This window comes from Candidatus Poriferisocius sp. (assembly GCF_965219815.1).
Taxonomy (GTDB): Bacteria; Actinomycetota; Acidimicrobiia; order Acidimicrobiales; family Bin134; genus Poriferisocius.
Window position 1 is genome coordinate 732,975 of sequence record NZ_OZ244791.1, and the last position, 17,947, is coordinate 750,921.

The following is a 17,947-nucleotide window of genomic DNA, read 5'->3' on the forward strand; positions in this document are numbered from 1 at the left end:
TCATGCCATCCGACGCGGTGGGGCAATACCGTCGAGACGTGGGGCTTCGACGGTCGCAGCTCGTAGTGGTGTGGTTGATCGGGGCCGCGGTCATCCTGCCCAACGCCTCCATTGCCCCCGCCATTCCTGAAATCGCCGAGGCGTTCGACATCTCCGACCAGACCTCGGTGTTCATCTTGATGACTGCCCATGCCCCCGGCCTGTTCATGGCCTCGGTGATCGGGGTGGCCGCCGACCGCTATGGGCGCCGCCGCATCATCGTGCCCTGTTTGCTGTTGTTCGGGTTGGCCGGGTTGGTGATCATGGCGTCGACCAACCTGGCCATGCTGCTGACCTTCCGGTTCATCCAGGGGCTGGGCTCATCAGGATTCCTGAGTCTGGCGCTGGTCATCATCGGCGACAACTACGAGGGGGTGGAGCGCACCCGGATCATCGGCCAGAACGCGCTGGCCATGAACTTGAGCGTGGCGGCGCTGCCCGCGGCCGGCGGCCTGCTCACCGAGCTGTTCGGCTGGCGGGGGCCGTTCGCCATGCACGCCGCCACCATCGTTCTGGCCTTGTTCGCGGCCACCCTGCTGCCGCCTGACGAGCGGCGCACTCCTCAGCCGCTGCGCCACCAACTCCGCCAGGCCCGCCCCCATTTGATGCGGCCCGAAGTGGGGGTGCTGTTGCTGGTGGCCCCGTTCACATTCCTCATCTTCTTCGCCGTCGGGATCACCACCATGCCCATCCACCTCGACAATGAGTTTGGCGCGTCGGCTGGGATTCGGGGGTTGATTCAGTCGCTGCCCGCAGTGTCGGCTGGACTGGTGGCGCTCAGCATGGGACGAATCGCCGGCCGCTACTCCACTTCGGCCATCGTGCGGGCCGGCTACGTCGGCTTCGTCATCTGCCTGACGGGGATGGCGGCATCGCCCTCGCTGGCAGTGATCATCGCCCCGGTGCTCGTGCTCGGTGCCGCTGATCAGATGGTGGTGGTCCCGCTGCAAAGCCGAGCCGCCTCGCTGGCCCCCAATGAGCACCGGGCTGTGATGGTGGCCGCCTGGGGCACCGCCATCCGCATCGGCCAAGTCGGCGGCCCCGCCGCCGTCGCCGGCCTCCTAGCCATAGGCGACACCCGCCTCGTCCTTTGGACCGGCGCCGCCCTATCCGCTGCCCTCCTCATCCTCGTAACCACAGTCAGCAAACTCATCGACCGCGACCCCTGGTTCAGAACGGCGTCAGGGTAACGAGCTGCAATGGCAATGTCCCAGAAAGGCGTAACCCCGGCCGTTTGCCGAAGCAGTGACGGTTCCGGGGTCTAGACCAATAATCGTATAGGGCTCTCAAGTGCGGGGCAACGACTTTTCTCGGGTTGAGCAGCCTGAGTGTTTGTCAGGCTGGTCTGGAGGCCAATACAGCAGGGATGCGGGAGAGGGCAGATATCCAACCATGGGTGTCGGAGCACATCCATTGGCTGAGTTCGAGGATGCTCGTTGCCTCGTCAGCAAGTGCTCGGCGGTGGATCGGCTTGTGGTGAGCGACTCGGTTTCTCAGGAAGTGAAGTCGTGCCATTCGAAAATCGACATCAGCCCGAATTTGAATTGCGTTGTCGGGAGTGGGGTGGTTCGGAAACTGAGAAGCCAGGGCTGGACTCCACAAGGACGTGAGGTAGCGCTCGGCACACAGGAAGCGCCAGAACCCAAAACTCATTTCAGCAATGACCCGGCTTCGAGTCGTTGGCAACCTGCCGTTCTGCGTGGCTCGTAGTTTCGCCTTCCCAAGATCGTCTAGTGCCCGTTCACCATGGAGACCAGGAAAGAGGGCAGGCTGGTCGAACCAGTAGGACGTTTGACCAGCTGATGAGACCAGCGCAGTCAGAGCCTCATCAAATCGATTCCGCAAAATGACTTCGAGGCGGCCGAGGTCTTCTAGGAATGCGGCAGCGATCCGGGCGTTCCAGGCGTAGAGGTCGAGTGCTCGGTTTAGGTCGTTGTCGCAATCCTCTAGGTACGACCGCAGGCGGTCATAGCTCAAGCGATCCAAGATCACTGTGGGATCGAACGTTGACGGGTTGGACATCAACCGGTACCCTCGCTTCTGAAAACCCCGGAACCGTCCCTGCTTCGGCAAACGGCCGGGGTTACGTCTTTGTGGGGGGAAGTGAGGGCGGCGGGATGCCGCGATAGCCGCCCTTAGGCAGTCGAATGGAGGCTACCGGGGGCGGAGGTTGTTTCCGTCCCGTTAGCGGCTGGCGGCGGGGCGGAAGGCGGCTACTACTTGGGCTAGGTAGTCGTGGGCCTCGGCTGCGTCGGAGGGGATGGGGAGGTGGGCTCGGAAGTCGGTGACTCCGGCTTCGACCAGGGCGGGCACGCTGTCCATGGTGGCGGCTAGGTCCACGCCGTCGTCGGTGCGCACGATTGGCAGGGTGCCTACTACGCCGAGGCCCGAAGGGTCGCGGTCATAGCCGGCTACCGCCTCGCGCATTTGGCCGATGTGGGATTCCATGTCGCCGGCCATGGCGTCGCCCCAGGGGATCCATCCCGAGCCGAACCGGGCCAGGCGGCGCATGGCCCGGGGGTTAACCGTGCCGCTCACCCAGATGGGCACCCCGCCGGGCTGCACCGGCTGGGGTTGCATGTAGATGCGGGAGAACTCGAGCTGGTCGTCGCTGAAGTCTGCCGGGCAGGAACTCCACAGGGCCTGGCACACCGCCAGGGTGTGGTCGAGCTGGCGGCCCCGGTTAGCGAAGTCGAGGCCGGCGGCCTCATACTCCTCGGCCTGCCATCCCACGCCCACGCCGAGGTCCACCCGGCCGCCGGTGAGAACGTCGAGGGTGGCCAGCGACTTGGCCAGGATCACCGGGCGGCGTAGCGCGGCCAACAAGATGTTGTTGCCCAGCCGGAGGTTGCTGGTGATGGCGCCCAGCGCCGTGAGCACGGTGGTGGGCTCCAGCCAATGGCCGTCGGGGCCGGTGGGCTGGCGACCGCCGGCCATGCCCCCCAGCTCGGCTTGGCCGTAGGCTTCCAGATTCTCGCCGAACACCACGTGATCGCTCACCACCACTTTGTCCACCCCGGCGGCGTCGGCCGCTTTGGCCAGATCCAGTACGGGCTGCCAGCCCCCCGGGCCCGGGTCGGCGGCGGCGAACGTGCGGAGGTTGATGGAGATCAGCGCTGTCATGGGCCTTGCTTAGCCGATCAGACATGCTAATGACTCAGAGACCAGTCGAAAACCACAGTTGGCCGTCCCGCCAGCGGGGCGCCTCGGGGAAAAAGAACCCGGAAGCGACCGTCACTGGCGAGACACTGCCTTTGTGGCTATAGGACTACGAGGTCGAAGCAGAGACCTTTCCGCTGTGGGACGCATGGCTCAGTGCGATGATCCAGAGTGCCAGCACGATGGCGGTGATGGTCTGGACGGCGTTCCAGAAGTCATTTGAATCCAATGACCCGGCCATGAGCAGGAGCACTGCGGTTGCCAACATCACCAGCGAGGCGATGCTCTGCACCATACGGTGGAGGCCTCCGGGCAGCAGGCGTATGCCGCCAAGACCGGCAACCCCGATTGATGCGTAGAGAACGGGCAATGCAATCAATACGATTCCGAGTTTCGCCGACTGCATAGACACTGCGATGTCCATGCTGCTGCTTCCGCCGATGCCGTCGTCCAGCACCCTGACCGCCATGTGGTCGAATCCCTCTAGAACGGCGATGACAAAGAGGGAAAGCATGCCCAGCAGCGTCCCGCCGCGAACCATGTCTCCCACCAGGCCTTGATCGGTCACGAAGTGCCTGATGCTATTGAGGCCGGTGAGGACGAACATAAGGCCAAAGGCGTACAAGACCGCTGAGGTATGGGTGAGTACCTCGTTGTCAGCCATGGCTTGCACTATGCCGTCTACGTTGTTCCAGTCCACGCTGTCAACGAAAACCCCCGGCTTGAGCGCCCTGCCAACGGCGGATACCACCCCTCCGAACAAGATGTAAACGCCTCCGCGCTGCATGGCATTCATCGAAGACAGCATGTCATACCCCCAGTCTCTCCTGGCTGGCTCATAGGAGCCGGTTCCCGCTTCATATTGCCTGGTCTTAAACTACATCTCATTCTTGGGGGGGGGCAAGGATGCTGATTGTGGAACTCTTCGCTGGAGCCTGGCCTTTTCTTAGGACAAATGCAACGGCCAAACTCGTGGTGTGACGCCCGCCCTGGCAGAGTTCGCCGCCGAGGCTCGGGCGTTTCTGGAAGCCAATGCCGAGCGGGCTGTGCGGGACGAGTTCACCTGGGGAATGGGCTCCGATGAGATCACCGTCTACGCGGAGAAGAGCCCGGCTGAGGAGGAAGCGGCGGTCAGGGCCGCCCAGCAGTGGCGGGCCAAGATGTGGGAGGCGGGGCTTGGGTGGATCACCGGACCGCCCGAGTACGGAGGACGGGGTCTCGGTCCGGAGTACGAGCGGGCCTATCTCGATCTGGAGGCCAGTTTTCGGGTGCCTTCGCAGACCATGTTCGGCAGTTCCCTGGGAGTGGTGGCCCCCACAATCCTGGCCCACGGCTCCGACTGGCTGAAGGAGCGTTACCTGGCTCGGTTGTTCCAGGGGGAGATCTTGGCCTGCCAGCTGCTGAGCGAGCCGGGGGCCGGGTCTGATTTAGCCTCCCTCAACACCCGGGCCACCGCCGATGGCGGCGAATGGGTGATCAATGGACAAAAGGTGTGGAGTTCCCGGGCCCATTTCTCCGACATCGGGTTGCTTCTAGCCCGCACCGACACCGACGCACCCAAACACAAGGGCATCACTGCCTTCATCTATCCGATGGACACCCCAGGGACCGACGTGCGCCCTTTGCGGCAGATGACCGGCGGATCGGAGTTCAACGAGGTCTTCTTCGACGACGCCCGCATAAGCGACCGCCTCCGGGTAAGCGACGTCAACGCCGGATGGTCGGTGTTTCGCACCTCGCTGCAATCGGAGCGGGCCTCGATCGGCTCAAGGGGGGCGGGCTACGGCGGCATCGGGCTGGTAGGGCTGGCCGCCCCCGAGAAGGTTGTGCAGCTGGCCCGGCATTTCGGACTGGCCGACGATCCGGTGGTGCGCCAGGATCTGGCCCGCCTCTACATCGGGTATCGGCTGGTGGAATGGAACACCAACCGGCAGCCCCCACTGGCCCCAGCCGCCACCAAGTACGCCACCGCCCGGCACGTGAACTGGGCCGCGTCGATGATCGCCCGCTTACTGGGCCCCCGCATCTGCGCCGACACGGGAGAGTGGGGCACCTACGCCTGGAAGCAACTGCTGCTCGGTGCTTGCGCCATGCGCATCGGTGGCGGCACCGATGAAGTGATGAAGAATGGCGTTGGAGAAGGGGTTTTGGGCTTGCCCAGGGAACCGCTTTAGACCTCTTGGGCTTCGAGGGCTTGGCGGTCGATTTTGGACATGGGGGTTAGGGGGAAGGCGTCGGTGAGGCGGAGGTGTTCGGGGAGCTTGTAGTCGGCGATGTGCTGTTGGCCGAAGGATCGCAGCTCTTCCAGCGTGGGCGGGTCGTTGGGATCGGTTGGGATGACCACGGCTACCCCGACGGCGCCCATCACCTCGTCGGGCCGGGGTACCACGCACACGCCGGCCACCTTGGGGTGCCAGGCCAGCACCTTCTCGGCCTCCACCGGGAATACCACATAGCCGCCTCGGTGGAAGCCCTCCCCCCTGCGGCCTACCAATCGCAGGCAGCCGGTGTCGTCGATCCAGCCTTGGTCACCGGTGTACAGCCAACCGCCCCTTAGCGCCTCCGCGGTGGCCTCTGGGTTTCGCCAGTACCCCGCCATCACGGTGGGGGATTGGAAGCAGACCTCGCCAACTGTTCCGGCTGGCACGGCCTGATCGCTGTCGGGATCGCGCACTTCGACCTTGATGCCGGGCCGGGGCCGCCCTACGGTGTAGAGCATCTCCTCCATCGGAGCGTCGATCCAGGTGAAGGTTCCTATTCCGCCTACCTCGGTGCAGGCGTACCGCTGGGTCCAGTCGGCCTCGAACCGCTGGCGGGCCTCCTCGATCACATTGGGGGGCGAAGGCGCACCGCCGGTGACCACCAGCTTCACCGAAGAGAAGTCGTACTCGTCGAAGTCGGGATGGCGAAGCATGAGGGCGATCTGGGGGGCCACCCCGCCCATCGCTGGCATCCGGTAGCGGGACACGGCGTCAAGCACCGCGGTGGCACTCCACTTGTCGATCACATGAAGCGTGGTGCCCACCGCGAACTGAGCGGGGATCTTGCCCATCACTCCGATGTGGGCCATCTGGGTGTTGGAGGTGATGGGTCCGCCCTCCCCCCAGCCGTTGCCGGTGTCCACAATGGCGATGTCGGCCAAGATCCGATCGGTGAACATGGCCCCCTTGGGCACGCCGGTAGTCCCTGAGGTGAACACCACCGCCACCGGCCGGTCGCCGTCAGGAGGCAGCAGTGGTGGGGACTCGTCTCGCACCCGAAGATCAGCACACACCGACCCGGGCCCGTCGGCCAGCGCGACTTCGATCACGTCCATGTCGAGGGCCATGCCGTCGGCCATGGCCGCGGTGGCGATGGCCCGGTCGGCCCCGGCCACCTTGTTTACCAGCACGGTGCGCTCAGGAGCGGGCAGGCGGCTGCTCACCCCGGCGGTGATGGCCCCTAGTTTGGCCAGCGCTCCGTAGAGCACGATGTAGTCCACCGACGACGGCACCAGCAGAGCCACCACCTGGCCGTGGCCCACCCCCTGGCGAGCCAGACCAACGGCCACCTCGTCGGTCAAGCGGTCGAACTGGGCAAAGCTGACCGACCAATCCTCCTCCGCCACCAGGGCCGGACGGTCAGAAAACCGCTTCCCCGACGCCCTGATGGTTTCGGCCCACATCTCCCGAGTGTGCCATTTCAGGACAACTGAGTACCTGCGTTGTGGGGGGAATACGGTTGGCGGGTCCGAACAGCAAGGAGCGTGGCCATGGGCGAATTCGTGCGGATTGAAACCGGTGAGGCAGAAGGAGTGGCCACCCTGAGGCTGGACCGCCCCAAGGTCAATGCGCTGAATGCCCAGGTAGTGGCCGAGTTGCACCAGGCCGCCGACGAGCTAGCCGGGCGCACCGACATCCGAGCGGTGGTGATATGGGGCGGACCCAAGGTGTTCGCCGCCGGTGCCGACATCAACGAGTTCTCGGGAATGGACGCCAACGGAGGCCGGGAACTGAGCCAGAGAATCAATGACGCTTTCCGGGCGCTGGAGGAGCTGCCTCAAATCACCATCTGCGCCATTAATGGCTACGCCCTCGGCGGGGGATGCGAGCTGGCAATGGCGGCCGAGTTCCGACTCGTAGGGGAAGGAGCAGTGCTGGGCCAACCAGAGATCCTGCTGGGGCTTGTTCCCGGCGGGGGAGGCACCCAGCGTCTGAGTCGTCTAGTGGGTATCACGTTGGCCAAGGAGTTGATCTACAGCGGCCGAAACGTGCGATCCAACGAAGCCGTTGCCATCGGTTTGGCCTCAGCCGTCCACCCCGACGAAGAGGTGTACGACGAGGCGGTGAAGCTGGCCGCCCGCTACGCCTCCGGCCCCGCGGCGATCACTTTGGCCAAAAAAGCAATCCTCGACGGCTACTTCCTGCCCCTCGATGAGGCCCTGGAAATAGAGGTCGATGCCTTCGCCTCCTGCTTCGACACCGAAGACGCCCACACCGGCGTAGCCAGCTTCCTGGAAAACGGCCCCGGCAAGGCGGTGTTCAGCGGGTCGTAGGTGCTCGTCGTCACACCACCGGGCCAGCCTCCGACACGGCCAAGGCCTTCTCCTCGGGGGGAGTGGGACCGAAGCGGCGCCAGAGCCAGCCGGCGACGGCGCCGATCACGATCATCAGCACGCCGATTAGGGCCATGCCCATCAGCCGGCCCCCCAAGTCGTCCAGCAGGGCCTCGTGGATCGATTGGGCGGCTCGTACGGTGTCGGTGTTGTCAATAAGCACGGCCAGCAGCGCCCGGGAGCCGTAGATCCCCACGCCCAAGATGCCGGCCATGGCCACGATGCCGGTGCCGATGCTCCACACCACCCGAGTGCGAGACGGCGCTATCAACAGCGCCCCGATGCCGCACAGCAGGATCAGGGTGATGGTGGAGGACCGCCGGTCTTGGAGCTGGCCGAGGAATTCCCAGAACCGATCGCCGGGCTGGGCCCGTTGAAGAACGGTTACTACTCCGGCATCGGCCGGAGGTGTCACGGTGCCCAGAAAGGCCAGATCTTCGTTGGCCACGATCTCGTCCAGCGCTTGATTGAAGATAGGCCCCAAGTCCACTTCGACGCTCCGAATCGGCGGATTGGCCACCAAGGTGCCTCCCTCAACGGCCAGCACATCGCCATGGGCCTGGCGCACCGCCCGATCCAGCAGGCCGTCGTTGGACTCCTCGGTGAGCAGCTCGCTCACCACCGCTGGGATCTCCTGCTGGATCACCTGCTGGGCACCGGCCGAGCCCGCGGGGGTCACCGGCAGGTCGGCCATCTCTATTGCGGTGGCAGTGAAAGACGCCGCCACCACCTTGTGGACGTCTTCGTCGTCGAAGATCTCGGCGAGCTCCTCGGCAAAGCGATCTTCCTCGAACACCACCAGATCGGCGTAAGTGGAGAGAGCGGAGAAGCCCGCGCCGAACACCACAATCAACAGCAACAACACGGCCACTGCCTCGCGCACCGTTCGGGAGGTAACGCTGCGCCAAGAGCGCACCAACTGCTGGAAATAGTCCTCCACCGTGTTCAGTTTGCCCGCTTTCGTCCCGCCGCAGGCGGCGGGTGGGCGAACCGGCTATCCGAACAGCGGGCTGACCGAGGAAACTTCGTACTTCTTCCCGTCCATCCCGGTGATGCCCAACTCGTTGATGGCCGCCCCGAATGCCGCGATGTGGGGGGCGGTGAAGTGGGGGCCCAACGCCTCTTCGCTCTCCCAGATTTCGAAGAAGCGGATTTTTCCGGGCTCTTCTACCGAGAAGCAATACTCGATGTTGCCGTCTTCAGCTCGAGACGCCGCGGCCATCTCATTGGCGGCCGCCATAAACGCATCGGTGTTCTCGGGGGGAAGTGAGCCGGTGCCGGCAATGACAATCATGGGTTCTCCTCAAAGTGGTTATGAGCGCTCACAGCGTAGCCACCGGGCGAGGGCGGCACGGGGTCGGGCTGCGCTATCCGAACAGCGGGCCGACTGAGGAGATTTCGTATTTCTTCCCGTCCATCCCGGCCATGCCCAACTCGCTGACTGCGGCTTGGAACGCCCCGAAATGGGGTGCGGCGAATTGAGCCATCATGGCTTCCTCGGTATCCCATATCTCCAAGAACCGAAAAACGCCAGGCGACTGCATCGAGATGCAGTAGTCGATGTTGCCGTCCAGGGTGCGCGACGCGGCAGAGACGTCGGCAGCGGCGGACATTAACGCCTCAGAGTTCTCAGCAGGGACGGAAACGGATCCGGCGACAACGATCATGGGGTCTCCTCACGGTGGGGCGAGCGGCTACAGAGTAACCATTGGGGAGGCTGGTGGATGGATCGCCCGCCGACCAAGGTGGGCCGAGCGGTCGTCACCTAGAGTGACGGTGGGATGCTGCCTTTCGACCCCATCAGCGAGGCCCGGCGAAACTGGGAAGCCAACGAATGGCGGGCTATCGACGCCATGTCGGCGGCCACGTCGATCACTCGGGCCAACCAGCTGGTGATCGGACGGATCAATGAAGCCCTGGCCCCGTTCGACCTGACCTTCTCCCGATTCGAGGCGCTGGCCCTGCTCCATTTCTCTCGGCGCGGCTCACTTCCGCTGGGGAAGATGGGTAATCGACTGATGGTCCACCCCACCAGCGTCACCAACGCCATCGACCGCCTTGAGCGCGACGGGCTGGTTCGACGGGTACCCCACGCCGATGACCGTCGCACCGTGCTGGCCGAGATTTCCGACGAGGGACGCCGGGTGGTGGCCAAGGCGGCCGACGCTTTGGCCGACATCGAGTTCGGCCTGGCCGGCCTGTCGGCTCAAACCTTGGGCGCGTTGGACAATGCCATCCGCACCCTCCGAAAAGACGCCGGAGATTTCGCCGAGCAAGCCGAGTAATCCGGTGGCCACCCTGGACATCCGTCCGCTTACCTCTGACATCGGGGCCGAGATCCACGGGGTGGACCTGCGCGATGAGCTTGACGACGACACGGTGGCCGCTGTCCGCCAGGCATTGCTCGATCATCTCGTGGTGTTCTTCCGCGACCAGGCCATCACCCCCGATCAGCACCTGGCCTTTGCCCAGCGGTTCGGCCCCATCAACGTGGCCCCGTTCGGCCCCAAGCTGGACACCCATCCGGCAATCACGGTGCTCGATCAGATCGCCCCGGTGGGCGGACTGGCCGCACGCTGGCACAGCGACAACACCTACATGCCCAACCCGCCGCTCGGTTCTGTCCTCCGAGCGGTGGAGTTGCCCGAGGTGGGCGGCGACACCTGTTTCGCCAACATGTACAAGGCCTATGAGTCGCTGTCAGAGCCGATGCGGGCGCTGATCGACGGCCTCGAAGCGGCCCACGACCTCACCTACACCCTCACCCGGGCGATCGACGAGGGTTTCGCGAAAGAGCACTTGGAGCCGATGCAAGCCGAGTACCCGGAGCTGATCCGACCGGTGGTGCGAGTCCACCCCGAGACCGGGCGGCGGGCCCTGTTTGTGAACAGCAACTTCACCACCCGCCTGGTGGGGGTGACCGAGGCGGAGAGCCATGTGCTGCTGGGGTTTTTGTTGAACCACGTGCGCTCTCCCGAGTTCCAGTGCCGCTTCCGCTGGGCTGCCGATTCCATCGCCTTCTGGGACAACCGGGCGGTCCAGCACTTCGCTGTGCCCGACTACACCGAGCGCCGCCTCATGCACCGGGTCACGGTGGAGGAGTGGGACTAGGCGCGAGGCATCAGATGGTGAAGGCGCCGTCGATGTCGAGCTTTTGGCCGCTGATGTAGTTGGCGGCGTCGGAGGCCAAAAAGCAGGCGGCCTCGGCGATGTCCACCGCCTTGCCGAATCGGCCGAGCGGAATGTTGGTGCGGGCTACCTCCAGGGCCCGGTCGTCGAGATCGCCGTCAGCCATCAGGCGAGCGGCCATGCCGTCTTCCAGCATTCCCGGCCCCACGCAGTTGGCCCGCACTCCGAATCGACCCTCTTCTACGGCCACCGCCCGCATCAGCGACTCCACCGCGCCTTTGGGGATCGACGACAGGGCGTCGCGTTTGGGGAACACGGTGGTGGCTGCGGTAGTCACGTACACGATGCTGCCGCCCTTGGCTCTCAGGTGGGGGAGCACCGCTACCGTCAGGTTGAACGCTCCCACCACGTCGGCGTCGATCTGGCGGGCGAACAAGTCGGGGTCGGTTTGCGACAGGTACATCTGGGGGACGTGGGGACCGGCTGCACTGATCACCGTGTGCAATCCCCCGAGCACATCGACGGCCTCATCGGCAAAGGCCCGCAGCTCCTCCGGGTCTTCTAGGGCGGGGTTCCCCGTGTGGGCCTCAACACCGGCGTCCCGCACCGAAGCGGCAACCGTTTCGGCCGCCTCGGCATTCGAGCGGTAAGTGAACGCCACCGAGCTGCCCCGCTGGGCCAGCATCTCGCAAATGGCCGCGCCTATTCCGCCGCTGCCCCCAGTGACCAGCGCCCCGCCGGCTCGCCCAGAGAAATCAGTCATGGCCAGCAACCCTAGAGCCGCAGGCTGTGTGGTGGGCTAGTTCCAGGTCACGTCCAGCGGCAGGTGTTCGTGACGGCGCACGAAGACGCTCTTCTCCCATCGGGGCGGGTCGTCGTCGGCCAAGGAGAACCAAGAGCTCTCTTGCAACAGCCGCTCCAAAGAGCAGAGGGTCTCCAAGCGGGCCAGCGGCGCGCCCACGCAGTGGTGGATGCCCCGGCCGAAGGCCAAGTGGCTGCGGGGAATGCGGCGGTCCAACACCACCTCGTCGGGCCGGTCGTACTCGGCCGGGTCGCGATTGGCCGACGACCACAGCAAGAAGGCGGTGGTGCCAGCCTTGAGACTCACGCCTCCCAGTTCGCAGTCGCGCTTGACCTGGCGGTAGTGGCCCCGGAACGGCGACTCCAGCCGCACGGCCTCCTCGATGAAGTTCTCCAAGAGGCTGTGGTCGCTCCGAATCTGCTCTTGTAGCTCAGGATCGTCGGCCAGCATTCGCACCGCATTGCCGATCAGCGACGCGGTGGACTCGCCGCCCGCGCCCAGCAACACGGTGAGGGTGCCGATGGCATGGGTCACGTCCAGGTCGCCGTTGGCCACTGCCTTGGCGCACACTCCCACCAGGTCGTCGCCCGGATCTTCGCCGGCTTCTATCAGCTTCTCGAAGAGAAAGCCGCCGGCCCCAATCGTCTCTTCGGTAACGGCCGCTATGGACTCCTGGGTGATAAAACCGGCTAGGAGCAGGCCGCCGTGAAGGGCCCACTTCATCACATTGGGCCAGTCTTCATCAGGCAGCCCAATCAGCCGTCCGATAACCCGAGCTGGCACAGGATGGGCCACGGTGTAGGCCCATTCCACCCGATCCCCTTGGGAACGGGCGGCCGCAAACTGCTCGTCGATGAAAGCCTCGATGTCGGGTCGCATGGCCTCCATGCGCTTGGCCACCAGCTCGGGAAACACCACGCTGCGGTGAACGGTGTGCTCAGGCGGGTCGGCGGTGGCCAGGGTGGTCGTGCCCTCGCCGAATTGATCGGTGCGGAACAGCGCGGGTTTGCCGTCGTCATCGGTGATCAGCAGCACGTCGAGGTGATTGGAGAAGTCGTCGATCCGGCGGAGGGCATCCGCAATGAGTTCATGGGTGGCCACAAAGGCCAAATCGAGGCCCGGCACCAGCCACACAGGATGCTCCTGGCGGAGCCGCTCAAAGAACGGGTAGGGGTTGGCCCAAACATCGGGATCGATGACCGTCCGAGCCTCCAACGGAACGACCAAAGACGCAGCAGCGCTCATAGCAAATACTGGCACAAGTCCAGTGAAGGCGGCGGCCCGCCTCGGCTGATCGACCGCCGATTTGGGAGAGTAGGGCGATGACCGATTTCTTCTACGAGAAAGATGCTGATCTCGCCGCCCTGGCCGACCAGCAGGTGGCTGTGGTGGGCTACGGCAACCAGGGAAGGCCGTGGGCGCTCAATCTGCGCGATTCGGGGCTGCCGGTGTCGGTTCACGTGCGAGCCGACGAGACCCGCGAGCAGGCCATCGCCGACGGGTTCGACGCCGGTGACATTGCTGATGCCTCGTCGGCCGATGTCATCTGCGTGCTGATTCCCGACGATTCCATCCCCAGTTTGGGCCTCGCCCCTCGGCCCGAAGCGCTTACCATCGTGGCCAGCGGCTACACCCTGGCCTTCGACCGGTTCACTCCCGACGGCGATCTCGCCATGGTTGCCCCTCGGATGCTGGGCCCCGAGGTGCGGCGCTGCTACGAGGAAGGGGTCGGGTTCATCACTGCGGTGGGGGTACACCGAGACGCCACCGGCACCGCTGAGGCCCGAATGCTGGCGGTGGCCAAGGGCATCGGCGGACTCCGCCAGGGCGCTATCGCCATGACGCCCCACCAAGAGGCGGTGCTCGACCTGGCGGTGGAGCAGTTGCTGTCGCCGGTGCTGACCCATGTGAACACCAACTTCGTGCTGGTGATGCTGGAGCTGGGCATCCCGCTGGAGGCCATCACCACCGAGTTGTTCTACTCCGGGGAGGTGGAGCGCAATTACCGGCTGTTGCGGGAGGAGGGCTTCGTGGCCCAACTCGAGCACCACTCCCCGGCCAGCCAGTACGGCCAGCTCTCGCGGCGGGGTCGGTTCGACCATGTGGACGTGGCCACCACCATGAAGGAACTGGTGGAGGACATAACCTCAGGCCGTTTCGCCGACGAGTGGGACGCCGAGGCGGCCGCCGGAGCGCCCACATTGGCCGAGTTGCGCGACCAGCACGCCGGGGAGTTGATCAAGGCCGTCGAAGACGATCTGCGGGCCAAGCTCGGGCCCGATGCCGGCCCTGCCGCCGGGGGGTGAGCACCGAACCACCGCGAACCGACCGGCATCGGGGGGTGAGCACCAAGTCGCAATGGAGTGACCGGCGGCGGCGGTTTCAGGATTGGCCCCACTACCGCTGGGCGGTGCTGGGGCTCACCATGGCCGGGATCGCCTCCACCAGTTTCCCGATCACCGTGCTGTCGGCGTCGCTGCCCGAGATCGCCAACGATCTCCAGACGTCGGAGAGCGCGGTGAGCTGGGTGCAGACCGCGCCGTTGATCGCCATGGCGGTGGGCACCCCGATCGCAGGCAAGTTCGGCGATCTGTACGGCCACCGTCGGCTGTACCTGTGGGGGTACGCCTTCGCCACCGGGTTCACGGTGTTGACTGCCGTAGCGTGGAACGTGGGCGCGCTGGTGGCGATGCGCACTCTCGGTTCGCTGATAGGGGCGGCCACGCTGCCCGCGTCCATGGCCATCATCATGACGGTGTTTGCCCGTCGGGAGCGGGCGTTGGCCTTGGGCTATTGGTCGGCGGTCACTGCCATGTCCCCGGCCATTGGAGTGGCGTTTGGCGGGTTCATGGTCGACGCCTTCGGCTGGAGGGCCATCTTCTACATCCAAGCAGTGCCCTCGCTGATCGCGCTTTTGGCCGCCATCCCACTGCTGCCCGACACTGCCCGAAAGCCCGAGGTGCGCTTCGATGTGGGCGGAGCGGTCAGCTTGGGTGTGGCGGTGACCGGCCTGCTCATGGCCATCAATCGAGGCCCGGAATGGGGCTGGGGCCACCCGCTCGTGGTGGCTGGATTGGCGGTCAGTCCAGTGGCCCTTGCGGTGTTCGCCGTCGTCGAGCGCCAGACCGCCGACCCGCTCTTTCCATTGGAGTTCCTGGCCCGGCGCGGGTTCGTGATCCCCAACCTGGTCACATTCTTGGGCCACATGGCGTATATGGGCACGCTGGTGGTGGCCCCCTTCATGTTGGAGCGGTCGTTTGGGATCACCGAGGTGAGCCAGATATCGGCGGCGCTCATCGCCCGGCCGGTGGGGTTCAGCGTGGGAGCGTGGTACGCCGGACGGGTGGAGTCGCGGATAGGCGGGAGGACGATCATGATCGTCGGCGCGCTGACCATGTCAGCAGCATTGGCCGCAACCGGGGCTTTCGCTTTGGTCGGCTCGCTGGTCGGGGTGATCGTGCTGTTGTTCGTGGCCGGTGTAGGTCAAGGGGCCATCCGGACCCCTGCGGTGGCTGGGGTGGCCAACTCTGTGGACGATGCCGACTTGGGTGTGGCCACGGGATCGTTGCAGATGATCGGCCACATCGGAGCGGCCACCGGCATCACCATCATGATTACCGTGTTGGGCCCGAGTGACTCCTCGGAGCGGTTCTTCGCCATCTTCCTATTGGCGGCGGTCATCGCCTCGGCGTCGGCCTTCTCGGCCCGGTGGTCGCCCGCGTTGGGGGCTGCTAGGTCAGCGAGGGCAGGTCGCCAGGGCTAGAAACTGCTAAGTCAGCGGGGGCAAGTCGCCGAAGTCGATGGTGAAGGGCATATCAGGCTCGGGCTCGTCGTCTTCCTGCTGGATCTCTACCCGAACCTTCTCCGGCTCCAGAATCTCGCCCAAGGCCACCATGGCCGCGCCGATGGCCGAGCCGCCCGCAGAGCCGGTGACCTTTTGCATCACCCCATCGGGCGACTCGTAGTCCCGCGGATCAGACCACTGGAACTCCAGATCTTCGGCTTCACTATCCCGGTTACTGGCCCGCTTCCTGGTCGGTTCCCCGGTTGCCAGATCCTCGGCTTCCTCCGGTTCGGGCATCTGTCCAGTCTACCGATAGACCACTGAATCAGGCAGTGGCTGCTTCGGGGAGGGCGCCACTGAGGATCTCGTAGGCCACCCGCTCAGCCTTGAACCGGGCCCGGCCGCCGGTGAGCGAGCGCAGCTCGATGGCATAGCGCACCAGCTCCGCCTCGGGGACGATGGCGTGGATCACCTGTTCGCCCCACGGTCCCGCGTCGGTGCCCTGCACTTGGCCCCGGCGGGACGACAGGTCGCCCATCACGTCGCCCTGATACTCCGGGGCAACGGTGATCTCCACCTGGGCCATGGGCTCCAGCACCACCGGGTTGGCCTGGGCGAAGGCCGCGCTGAACGCCAGCTTGCCGGCCATGTTGAAGCTGAACTCGGATGAGTCCACCGAGTGGTGCTTGCCGTCGTACAGCGTGGCCTTCACGTCCACGATGGGGAATCCCAGATCGCCCCCGTCGGCCATGGCATCGCGGATACCGGCCTCCACGGCGGGAATGTACGACCGGGGAATCGAGCCCCCGGTTATGGCGTCCACGAACTCGAAGCCGCTGCCCCGGGGCAGGGGCTCAATGCGCACATAGGCCACCCCGAACTGCCCGTGCCCGCCGGACTGCTTCTTGTGCTTGCCCTCAGCGTCCCCGTTGCCGGTGACGGTTTGGCGATAGGGGACCCGCAGGTCTTCGGTCTCCACCTCGATGCCCATGCGATCCAGGCGGGCAATGGCCAGCCGGAGATGGGCTTCGCCCAACCCCCATAGCAGGGTCTGATGGGTTTCCTCGCTGCGCTCCAAGTGCAGTGACGGGTCTTCATCGGTGAGCCGACGCAGCCCGGTGCCCAGCTTGTCCTCGGCGGCCCGGGTCTTGGGAACCAGCCCGTAGGCCAGCACCGGCTCGGGCCAGGGCTCCATCTGGACGACGGCCCGCCCTGCGTTGGTGAGGGTGTCGCCGGTACGGGTCTGCTGGAGCTTGGTGACCCCACCGATGTCTCCCGCGGAGATGCCGTCTATGTCCTGCTGCGAGCCTCCCACCAGGCTGACCAAACCCCGCAGCCTCTCGCTGTCGCCAGAAGTGGAGTTGGTGAGGTTGTCGTCCCGGTTGATGGTGCCCGACAGCACTCTGAATAGGGATATCTGGCCCACGTAGTCGTCGCTGATGGTTTTGAACACGCAGGCGAGCTGGTCGCCGCTGGGATCGCAGGCCGGCTCGGAGTCGATGTCGCTCATGGTGACGGTCATGGCCCGAGAGGTGGGCGCGGGGCCGATCTCCACCAGGAAGTTGGCCAACCGATCTACCGCAATCGGCCCGGTAGCCGAGCCGCACACCACGGGGAATACCGATCCATCGGCCACGCCCCGCCCGAGCACCACCTCAAGCTCGGCCGGGCTGGGGACATTGCCGTCGAGGTACTGCTCCAACATGTCGTCGTCGGCCACCACGATGCCTTCCAAGAGCTGCTCGTGGACCTCGGCTTCCTGATCCTCCATCTCCTCGGGAATCTGGGTCTCTTCGGCAGCCCCGCTGTCGTAGATGTAGGCCTTGTCGGTGAGCAGGTCGGCGATGCCGTGGAAGCTGGGACCCGCGCCGATGGGCAGCTCCAGCGGGGCGACTCCGGTGCCGAAGGCGTCTTGCAGTTCGGTGAGGACGTTCTCGAAGCTGGCGTGTTCCCGGTCGAGCTTGTTCACGAACACGATGCGGGGCAGGCCCGCGTCGGCTGCTTGGCGCCAGATGGCGGTGGCCCGGTGGTCCACCCCGCTGGAGGCGTCGATCACGAACACCAGAAGGTCGGCCACTTGGAGAGCGGCGTGCAGCTCGCCGGCGTAGTCGGGAGCGCCCGGCGTGTCGATCAGGTTGATCTTGTGGCCGTGCCAGTCGAAGCTGGCCAGAGCCAGGGATTGGCTGTGGGTGGCGGCCTTCTCCTCGGGGCTGAAGTCGCAAACCGTGGTGCCTTCCTCCACCCGGCCCGTGCGGTCGATAACCCCGGCCCGGTACAGCAGCGCCTCAGCCAGCGTGGTCTTTCCCGATCCCTGCGACCCCACCAGCGCGACGTTGCGGATCTTCTCCGGTGCGACAGCCATCAAATTCCCCCCTATGGACTATGGGTTCATACCGCGGTAGGCCGCTGAGCCTACCGCCCATCGCGAGTGGGTTCCCAC

General features: G+C 65.3%; 18 protein-coding genes. 7 read left to right on the forward strand and 11 right to left on the reverse strand.

The genetic code is table 11. The annotated features are described in order from the left end of the window. Positions 1-2: 2 nt before the first annotated feature. On the forward strand, positions 3-1,229 hold the full coding sequence (locus ACOQPI_RS03635) for an MFS transporter (protein WP_420618340.1): 1,227 nt from the start codon (positions 3-5) through the stop codon (positions 1,227-1,229). 145 nt (positions 1,230-1,374) lie between these two features. Here ACOQPI_RS03635 and ACOQPI_RS03640 read toward each other — a convergent pair whose 3' ends face one another. From ACOQPI_RS03640 to ACOQPI_RS03650, 3 genes are all read right to left on the reverse strand, one after another. Further along, complete coding sequence (locus tag ACOQPI_RS03640; RefSeq protein ID WP_420618341.1) at positions 1,375-2,061, reverse strand: hypothetical protein; 687 nt, start codon at positions 2,059-2,061, stop codon at positions 1,375-1,377. A gap of 162 nt (positions 2,062-2,223) precedes the next feature. Beyond that, entirely contained in the window at positions 2,224-3,162 is a 939-nt protein-coding gene (locus ACOQPI_RS03645; RefSeq protein ID WP_420618342.1) for a TIGR03619 family F420-dependent LLM class oxidoreductase, read from the reverse strand. A gap of 145 nt (positions 3,163-3,307) precedes the next feature. Then, entirely contained in the window at positions 3,308-4,006 is a 699-nt protein-coding gene (locus ACOQPI_RS03650; protein ID WP_420618343.1) for a hypothetical protein, read from the reverse strand. A 169-nt stretch (positions 4,007-4,175) separates the two neighbouring features. Here ACOQPI_RS03650 and ACOQPI_RS03655 point away from each other — a divergent pair, with 169 nt between their 5' ends. After that, positions 4,176-5,372, forward strand: a complete 1,197-nt coding sequence (locus tag ACOQPI_RS03655; protein WP_420618344.1) for an acyl-CoA dehydrogenase family protein — start codon at positions 4,176-4,178, stop codon at positions 5,370-5,372. Here the strand turns inward: ACOQPI_RS03655 and ACOQPI_RS03660 are convergent. Next, positions 5,369-6,862: a class I adenylate-forming enzyme family protein gene (locus ACOQPI_RS03660; RefSeq protein ID WP_420618345.1), complete on the reverse strand. Its 1,494-nt coding sequence runs from the start codon at positions 6,860-6,862 to the stop codon at positions 5,369-5,371. The two genes, ACOQPI_RS03655 and ACOQPI_RS03660, sit on opposite strands and share 4 nt — an antisense overlap. Before the next feature lie 87 nt (positions 6,863-6,949). On the opposite strand from ACOQPI_RS03660, the gene ACOQPI_RS03665 reads away from it, so the two are divergent. After that, a complete protein-coding gene (locus ACOQPI_RS03665; RefSeq protein ID WP_420618346.1) occupies positions 6,950-7,732 on the forward strand; it encodes an enoyl-CoA hydratase/isomerase family protein in 783 nt (260 codons plus the stop codon). Positions 7,733-7,742: 10 nt separating this feature from the next. On the opposite strand, the gene ACOQPI_RS03670 is transcribed toward ACOQPI_RS03665, so the two are convergent. From ACOQPI_RS03670 to ACOQPI_RS03680, 3 genes are all read right to left on the reverse strand, one after another. Beyond that, a complete protein-coding gene (locus ACOQPI_RS03670) occupies positions 7,743-8,732 on the reverse strand; it encodes a hypothetical protein (RefSeq protein ID WP_420618347.1) in 990 nt (329 codons plus the stop codon). Positions 8,733-8,786: 54 nt separating this feature from the next. Continuing rightward, positions 8,787-9,086 carry a putative quinol monooxygenase gene (locus ACOQPI_RS03675; protein WP_420618348.1) on the reverse strand — a complete coding sequence of 100 codons (300 nt, stop codon included), beginning with the start codon at positions 9,084-9,086 and terminating at the stop codon, positions 8,787-8,789. Positions 9,087-9,159: 73 nt separating this feature from the next. Further along, complete coding sequence (locus ACOQPI_RS03680) at positions 9,160-9,459, reverse strand: putative quinol monooxygenase (RefSeq protein ID WP_420618349.1); 300 nt, start codon at positions 9,457-9,459, stop codon at positions 9,160-9,162. Positions 9,460-9,573: 114 nt separating this feature from the next. Between ACOQPI_RS03680 and ACOQPI_RS03685 the strand changes: the two genes are divergently transcribed. Both ACOQPI_RS03685 and ACOQPI_RS03690 read left to right on the forward strand, forming a co-directional pair. Continuing rightward, complete coding sequence (locus ACOQPI_RS03685; RefSeq protein ID WP_420618350.1) at positions 9,574-10,077, forward strand: MarR family winged helix-turn-helix transcriptional regulator; 504 nt, start codon at positions 9,574-9,576, stop codon at positions 10,075-10,077. Between the two features lie 4 nt (positions 10,078-10,081). Beyond that, complete coding sequence (locus ACOQPI_RS03690; RefSeq protein WP_420618351.1) at positions 10,082-10,903, forward strand: TauD/TfdA dioxygenase family protein; 822 nt, start codon at positions 10,082-10,084, stop codon at positions 10,901-10,903. Positions 10,904-10,913: 10 nt separating this feature from the next. Here ACOQPI_RS03690 and ACOQPI_RS03695 read toward each other — a convergent pair whose 3' ends face one another. Both ACOQPI_RS03695 and ACOQPI_RS03700 read right to left on the reverse strand, forming a co-directional pair. Beyond that, positions 10,914-11,684, reverse strand: coding sequence for an SDR family NAD(P)-dependent oxidoreductase (locus tag ACOQPI_RS03695; protein WP_420618352.1), 771 nt, complete (start codon positions 11,682-11,684; stop codon positions 10,914-10,916). 36 nt (positions 11,685-11,720) lie between these two features. Beyond that, the gene (locus ACOQPI_RS03700; protein ID WP_420618353.1) at positions 11,721-12,968 is read right to left on the reverse strand and encodes a cytochrome P450; all 1,248 of its coding nucleotides are present in this window, start codon (positions 12,966-12,968) and stop codon (positions 11,721-11,723) included. Between the two features lie 77 nt (positions 12,969-13,045). On the opposite strand from ACOQPI_RS03700, the gene ACOQPI_RS03705 reads away from it, so the two are divergent. Both ACOQPI_RS03705 and ACOQPI_RS03710 read left to right on the forward strand, forming a co-directional pair. Continuing rightward, positions 13,046-14,029, forward strand: coding sequence for an NAD(P)-binding domain-containing protein (locus ACOQPI_RS03705; protein WP_420618354.1), 984 nt, complete (start codon positions 13,046-13,048; stop codon positions 14,027-14,029). Between the two features lie 35 nt (positions 14,030-14,064). Continuing rightward, positions 14,065-15,486, forward strand: coding sequence for an MFS transporter (locus tag ACOQPI_RS03710; protein ID WP_420618355.1), 1,422 nt, complete (start codon positions 14,065-14,067; stop codon positions 15,484-15,486). Positions 15,487-15,492: 6 nt separating this feature from the next. Here ACOQPI_RS03710 and ACOQPI_RS03715 read toward each other — a convergent pair whose 3' ends face one another. Both ACOQPI_RS03715 and fusA read right to left on the reverse strand, forming a co-directional pair. After that, positions 15,493-15,804: a hypothetical protein gene (locus ACOQPI_RS03715; protein WP_420618356.1), complete on the reverse strand. Its 312-nt coding sequence runs from the start codon at positions 15,802-15,804 to the stop codon at positions 15,493-15,495. 28 nt (positions 15,805-15,832) lie between these two features. After that, positions 15,833-17,869 (reverse strand): elongation factor G, encoded by a 2,037-nt coding sequence (gene fusA / locus ACOQPI_RS03720; protein WP_420618357.1) that lies wholly within the window; start codon positions 17,867-17,869, stop codon positions 15,833-15,835. Positions 17,870-17,947 lie beyond the last annotated feature (78 nt).